7 protein-coding genes and 1 pseudogene are annotated in these 6084 nt (G+C 65.6%); 3 read left to right on the top strand and 5 right to left on the bottom strand.

Annotation, left to right across the window (positions count from 1 at the left end; translation table 11 throughout):
• Positions 1-567: pseudogene (locus IV113_RS25075) on the top strand (glucose-6-phosphate isomerase); the annotation flags it as partial.
• A gap of 51 nt (positions 568-618) precedes the next feature.
• Here IV113_RS25075 and IV113_RS25070 read toward each other — a convergent pair.
• Genes IV113_RS25070 through IV113_RS25055 form a run of 4 tightly spaced genes read right to left on the bottom strand, consistent with a single transcriptional unit; the run spans position 619 to position 3995 of the window.
• Positions 619-1638 carry a TRAP transporter substrate-binding protein gene (locus IV113_RS25070; RefSeq protein ID WP_291091005.1) on the bottom strand — a complete coding sequence of 340 codons (1020 nt, stop codon included), beginning with the start codon at positions 1636-1638 and terminating at the stop codon, positions 619-621.
• 32 nt (positions 1639-1670) lie between these two features.
• A complete protein-coding gene (locus tag IV113_RS25065; RefSeq protein WP_291091002.1) occupies positions 1671-2963 on the bottom strand; it encodes a TRAP transporter large permease subunit in 1293 nt (430 codons plus the stop codon).
• 4 nt (positions 2964-2967) lie between these two features.
• Positions 2968-3459, bottom strand: coding sequence for a TRAP transporter small permease subunit (locus IV113_RS25060; protein WP_291091000.1), 492 nt, complete (start codon positions 3457-3459; stop codon positions 2968-2970).
• Positions 3456-3995 carry a gluconokinase gene (locus tag IV113_RS25055; protein WP_291090999.1) on the bottom strand — a complete coding sequence of 180 codons (540 nt, stop codon included), beginning with the start codon at positions 3993-3995 and terminating at the stop codon, positions 3456-3458. The genes IV113_RS25060 and IV113_RS25055 overlap by 4 nt, the downstream gene beginning before the upstream one ends.
• Positions 3996-4174: 179 nt before the next feature.
• Here IV113_RS25055 and IV113_RS25050 point away from each other — a divergent pair, with 179 nt between their 5' ends.
• On the top strand, positions 4175-5200 hold the full coding sequence (locus IV113_RS25050; protein ID WP_291090997.1) for a LacI family DNA-binding transcriptional regulator: 1026 nt from the start codon (positions 4175-4177) through the stop codon (positions 5198-5200).
• A 7-nt stretch (positions 5201-5207) separates the two neighbouring features.
• On the opposite strand, the gene IV113_RS25045 is transcribed toward IV113_RS25050, so the two are convergent.
• The gene (locus IV113_RS25045) at positions 5208-5561 is read right to left on the bottom strand and encodes a GFA family protein (protein ID WP_291090995.1); all 354 of its coding nucleotides are present in this window, start codon (positions 5559-5561) and stop codon (positions 5208-5210) included.
• Between the two features lie 278 nt (positions 5562-5839).
• Between IV113_RS25045 and IV113_RS25040 the strand changes: the two genes are divergently transcribed.
• Positions 5840-6084 (top strand): extracellular solute-binding protein (locus tag IV113_RS25040; protein WP_363318663.1); only part of this gene is annotated, 245 nt, incomplete at its 3' end.

Genomic DNA, 6084 nt, shown 5'->3' with positions numbered 1-6084 from the left:
TCGCGGCTGGCGCGCTTCACGCCCTTCGTGCAGCAGATGGACATGGAGTCCAACGGCAAGCGCACCCACGTCGACGGCACAGCCGCCACGGTGGACACCGGCCCCATCGTCTGGGGCGGTCTGGGCATCGACGGGCAACACGCCTACTTCCAGCTCATCCACCAAGGCGGCCACACCGTGCCGGTGGACTTCATCGGCGTGCAGAACGAAGACACACCGCTGCCCATGGCTTCCACGCACCACGGCGTTGTCAACCTCAACCTGCGCGCGCAGGCACAGGCCATGGCCTGCGGCCGCTCGCTGCAGGACACGCAGGCCGCGCTGATGAAGGACGGGCTGAATGAAGCCGATGCGGCGGCCATGGCCCCGCACCGCACATTCGAAGGCAACATCCCGAGCAACGTGTTGTGGCTGGACCGCCTGGACCCGCTGCGCCTGGGCGCGCTGATCGCGCTGTACGAGCACAAGGTGTTCACCCAGGCCGCCATCTGGCGCATCAACGCCTTTGATCAGTGGGGCGTGGAGCTGGGCAAGACGATGGCGAAGGCGATGGAGGCCAAGGGCTGAAACGAAAAAGGCCGGCTTCGAAGCCGGCCTTTTCTTGACGAGACAGCGAACTTATTTCGCAGCGCGTGCCTTGGCCACCGCAGCCTGCGTTTCTTTCCACAGGTCCATGCCCACGTTGGTGGCGATGGTGGCGTTGATGCGGGTGAGCTGGTCGCGCATGCGGCCGGCTTCAGTGGGGCTGAGCTGGTTCACCTGCATGCCCTTGCCCTTGAGCTCGGCCAGTGCCTTTTCGGCCTCGGCGCGCGTGTCCTTGCGCTCGAAGTCGCGGCTCTTTTTCGCGGCGTCCATCAGCACCTTCTGCTCGTCCTTGCTGAGCTGGTCCCAGTACTTCTTGCTCACCGTCACGATCCACGGGCTGTAGACGTGGTTGGTCACGGTCAGGTACTTCTGCACCTCGTAGAACTTGCTGGAGAGGATGGTGTTGTACGGGTTCTCCTGACCATCCACCGTTTTGGTTTCCAGCGCGGTGAAGAGCTCGGAGAACGGCAGCGGCACGGCGTTGGCGCCCAGGGTCTTGAAGCTGTCGATGAACACGTTGTTCTGCATCACGCGCAGCTTGATGCCGTCCATGTCTTCAAGCTTGGTGACCGCGCGCTTGTTGTTGGTGAGGTTGCGGAAACCGTTCTCCCAGTACACGAGGCCGACCAGGCCTTTTTCCTGCAGCTTGTCCATCACCTTCTGGCCCACCGGGCCGTCGAGTACGACGTCGGCTTCCTTGGCGTTGTCGAACAGGAAGGGCGTGTCCCAGATCGCCATTTCCTTGGTGATGCCCACCAGCGTGGCGGTGGAGCCCACCATCATTTCCTGCGCGCCGCCGATCAGGGCCTGCTGCATCTGCACGTCGGAGCCCAGCGCCGCGGCGCCGATGGCGCGGATCTTCATCTTGCCGCCCGAAGCTTTTTCAACCTCTTCGGCAAATACCTTGGTGGCGCGCCCCTGGTTGGACACTTCGTTGAGGCCATAGCCGAAACGGATGATGCGCGGCTTGATGTCTTGCGCGAGCGTTGCAAAAGGCGCGGCGAATGCTGCCGCAGCGGTGGCGGCAATGAGGGTGCGGCGAAACAGGGTCATGACAGTCTCCTTGGAGTGGGTGAAATTGAACGTCAGCGCATCCAGGCCACGGGCGCGGTGACGATCTGCGGGAACACGATGAACAGGCCGAGAACGATGAGGTAGGTGAACAGGAATGGATTGACGCCCTTGATGACCTGGTGCATGGGCAAACGCCCCACACCGGCCACCACGTTGAGCACGGTGCCCACCGGCGGCGTGACCAGGCCGATGGCGCCGTTGAGCACGAACATGAGACCGAAGTACACCGGGTCGATGCCCGCCCTGACGGCGATGGGCAGCATCACCGGCGCGAAAATCAGGATGGTGGGCGTGAGGTCGAGCGCGGTGCCGATGAGCACCAGCACGATCATCATGGTGACCATCAGCATGCGCGGGTGCTCCACCAGGGGCCCCAGCCAGCCCGTGAGCGTGGACGGCAAGTCAGCCAGGGTGATCATGTAGCTGGCCACGGCGGCACCGGCGCAGAGGAACATCACCACCGAGGTGGTGCTCGCCGCGCGCACCAGCACGCCGTACACCTCGGGCAGGCGCATCTCGCGGTGCACGAAGAGCGCGATCACCAGCGCATAGGCCGCGGCCACCACGGCGGCTTCGGTCGGCGTGAACACGCCGCTCTTCATGCCGCCGATGATGATCACCGGCATGAGCAGCGCCCACACCGCGCGCCCGGTCAGGCGCAGGCGCTCGGCCATGGGCACCGGCGGGTGGCTCTCCAGCGTCATCTTGCGCAGCACCACACGCCAGGCCACCACCAGCGCCACGCCCATGATCAGCCCGGGCACGATGCCCGAGATGAACAGCGCGGAGATCGAGGTGTTGGTGGTCACGCCGTAGATCACGAAAGCCATCGACGGCGGGATGATCGGGCCGATCACACTGCCCGCGGCGATGAGACCGGCCGACGAGGCCACCGGGTAACCGTGCTTGCGCATCATGGGCAGCAGGATGGCGGACATGGCCGCCGCATCGGCCAGCGCCGAACCCGACATGGCCGAGAGCAGCACCGCCGCACCAATGGCCACATAACCCAGGCCACCGCGCACATGGCCCACCCAGGCCTGCGCCATGTCGATGATGCGTTTGCTGATGCCACCCGAGTTCATGAGCTCACCCGCGAGGATGAAGAAGGGCACGGCCAGCAGCGGAAAGCTGTCGATGCCGGCCACCATGTTCTGGGCCAGCAGCTGTGTGTCCCAGAAATCCATCACCCAGGCCATGGCGGCACCGGTGAGCAACAAGGCAAATGCCATGTTCATGCCGATGCCCATGAGCACCACCATGCCGGCGATGAAGACCACGAAGGCCATTGCTTCAACGGACATCGTCTTACTCCATCTCGGCCTGATGGCCCAGGTCCAGCGGCGCGCGCTGCACGATCTCGATCAGCACCATGAGGCCGATGGCCAGTGCGCACAGCAGCGCGGGCAGCGGCAGCAGCGCCACCGGGTAGCCCAGCACCACGGAGTTGCTGTCCATGCCCACCACCACCTGCTGCCAGGCGCCCCGGCCCAGCAGCACGCAGGCCAGCAGCACCAGCAGACGGATCGCCAGCGTGGCGGTGGCAAACACCATCGGCTTGTCGCGCAGCGAGCCCACCAGGCTGGTGAAAGCCATGTGCTGGCCCACCGGGTAAGCGGCGGTGGCGCCCAGGAAAACCATCCACACGAACAGCAGACGCGAAAGTTCTTCAGTGGCGTTGATACCGCTGTTGAAACCGTAGCGCAGCACCACGTTGCCGAACACGCAGACCACCATGCCGGCCAGGCACAGTGCGAGCAGGGCTTCGGCCGCGTGCTTCAAAAATGGACCCGGTTTCATGAGCGGTTCTCCAGGGTTGCGGGGGCTGGCGCACTGCGCACCCAGCGCACCACGGCCGAGCCCAGATCGGTCAGGGACTGGGTGGCGTCCAGATGCAGCACGCCAGGTTCATGGCGCGGGTCTTCGAGCGCGGCGAACTGGCTCGCCACCAGACTCACCGGAAACAGGTGCGCCGGCCGCGCAGCCACGCGTTCGCGCGACTGCTCTTGCGTGAGGTCGAGGAACACGAAGCGCAGGCCGGGCGCGGCGGCGCGCAGGCGGTCGCGGTAGCGCTGCTTGAGCGCCGAGCAGGTCAAGACCACGCCCTGCGGGTGGGCCTGCAACTGGGCGGCCAGGGTGTCGAGCCAGGTGGCGCGGTCGTCGTCGCTCAGCGGTGTGCCGCTGCGCATCTTGGCCACGTTGCCCTCGGAGTGGAAGTCATCACCTTCGAGCAGCGGCACGCCGAGGGACCCGGCGCACAACTGGCCCAGGCTGGACTTGCCGCAACCCGCCACGCCCATGACGACGAGGAAGGTGTTTTCGGGCCGGATGTTCATTTGGTAGCGCTATCCCGTTGGGCTAAAAAAATGGGCGGATTCCCTGCGTGGCATCCCAGGTGTTTCCGGACAGCTTCCCGGCAACGGGCAGAGCGATTCAGGGTAAATTCGGGTGGCACAGGGCTTCGGACAGCGCTATCCTAACGCCACACGATCCGCACCAAATACCGGGAAAACCCTTGGAACCGACCGAACGCAAGCGCCGCCACAGCGGGCGCACCACCCTCAGCGACGTGGCGCTGGCCGCCGAGGTCAGCCCCATCACCGCATCGCGAGCGCTGCGCGGGGAACGCGGCGTGGCCGCCGATCTGGTGGAGCGCGTCAAACGCGCCGCCGCGCAACTCGGCTACGTGCCCGACCCGGCCGCGCGTGCCCTCGCCTCACAGCGCAGCACGCAGGTGCCGGTGCTCGTTCCCCTGCTGTCCAACGCCTTGTTTGTGGACGTGCTCGAAGCCGTGCACCGCACGCTGTTGCCCCACGGCTACCAGCCCATGATCGGCGTGACGCACTACGAGCCGCAGGAAGAAGAACAGCTGCTGCGCAGCTACCTCGCGCACCGCCCGGCTGGCTTGCTGCTCACCGGCTTCGACCGCACCGAAGCCGCGCGCCAGATGATCGCCGCCAGCGGCGTGCCCTGCGTCTACCTGATGGAGCTCACGCAAGCGCCCAACGTCTACTGCGTGGGCTTCTCACAGACCGATGCCGGCCACGCCATCACCGAACACCTGGTGCAACGCGGGCGCAAGCGCATTGCCTTCGTGGCCGCCCAGCTCGACCCGCGCACCATGCAGCGCGCCGAGGGCTACCGCCGCTGCCTGCGCGAACACGGCCTGTACGACGCGCGGCTGGAGCTGCTCAGTCCACAGCCGTCATCGATGCGGCTGGGTGGTGAACTGCTGGAAGACCTGCTGCGCACGAGGCCCGAGGTGGACGCCGTGTTCTTCTGCAACGACGACCTGGCCCAGGGCGGCCTGCTCACCGCGCTGCGCCTGGGTGTGGACGTGCCGGGCCGCATTGCGGTGGCCGGCTTCAACGACCTCTCGGGCAGCGACCAGATGGTGCCGCCGCTGACCACGGTGCGCACACCACGCCGCGCGATGGGCGAGGCCAGTGCGCAAATGCTGCTGGGCCTGATGCGCGGGGAGGTGCCGGTGCGCAACTCGCTTGATCTGGGCTTCGAGCTGCTGGTGCGCGGCAGCAGCTAGCCCGGCCTCACAAGGCCTTGCCGTCGAACTGGCGCACCGGGATCGCGGCCAGGTCGATGTTCTCGATGCACCGCAGGTTGATCGCGGCCACGGCATTGCCCTGGGGGTCGGTGCCTTCGCCGAAGGCGTGGATGCCGCAGGTGGCGCAGAACCGGTGCTTGATCACGTGTTTGTTGAACAAGTAGGTGCCTGCCGCCGCGTCGGGCGTCTTCAGCCTGAGGCTGGCGCGAGGCACGAACCACAGCAGCGATGCCCTGCGCGAACAGATCGAACAGTTGCACGCCAGACCACTGTCGATGGTGCCTTCGACTTCGAACGCGATGTTGCCGCAGTGGCAGCTGCCGGTGTAGGTGGTGGTCATGTGGGCGTTCCCTGTTCGGTGTTGACGAAGACCCGACTCTAGGCAAACGGCTGCACAGCAGGGAGTAACAAGAGCGTCGCGAATGAGCCGTGTCGCCCACCCCGTCCTTGTCGCAAACTCTCCCCCACTTCCTAGGGTAAATCCCAGCCCATAAACGCAAGAGAGTACGGATCGCACCCATTTCTGTACAAACCCTGCGCGCCGCCGTGGCCAGAATCGCTCCACGGCGTGCAAGTGCCGTCGCATCCGCATCCCAACCAAAACGCAGGAGACAAACCATGAAATTCCGCCTCGCTTCTGTTCTGGCCGCCGCCCTCCTGGGCGCGGGCATCTCGCACGCCGCCACCACCGAACTCGTGATTGCCACCGTGAACAACGGCCACATGATCGAGATGCAGAAACTCGGCAAGGTGTTCGAAGCCGCCAACCCCGACATCAAGCTCAAGTGGGTCACGCTCGAAGAAGGCGTGCTGCGCCAGCGCGTCACCACCGACATCGCCACCAAGGGCGGCCAGTTCGACGT

This window comes from Hydrogenophaga sp. (assembly GCF_018780385.1).
GTDB lineage: Bacteria > Pseudomonadota > Gammaproteobacteria > Burkholderiales > Burkholderiaceae_C > Hydrogenophaga.
Note: the sequence above shows the minus strand (reverse complement) of the source record. Positions and strands in the feature narration are given on the sequence as shown.

Bases quoted from the DNA above. Each gene is read 5' to 3' on its own strand.
- IV113_RS25070 (WP_291091005.1), bottom strand. From the start codon at position 1,638: ATGACCCTGTTTCGCCGCACCCTCATTGCCGCCACCGCTGCGGCAGCA.
- IV113_RS25065 (WP_291091002.1), bottom strand. From the start codon at position 2,963: ATGTCCGTTGAAGCAATGGCCTTCGTGGTCTTCATCGCCGGCATGGTG.
- IV113_RS25060 (WP_291091000.1), bottom strand. From the start codon at position 3,459: ATGAAACCGGGTCCATTTTTGAAGCACGCGGCCGAAGCCCTGCTCGCA.
- IV113_RS25055 (WP_291090999.1), bottom strand. From the start codon at position 3,995: ATGAACATCCGGCCCGAAAACACCTTCCTCGTCGTCATGGGCGTGGCG.
- IV113_RS25045 (WP_291090995.1), bottom strand. From the start codon at position 5,561: ATGACCACCACCTACACCGGCAGCTGCCACTGCGGCAACATCGCGTTC.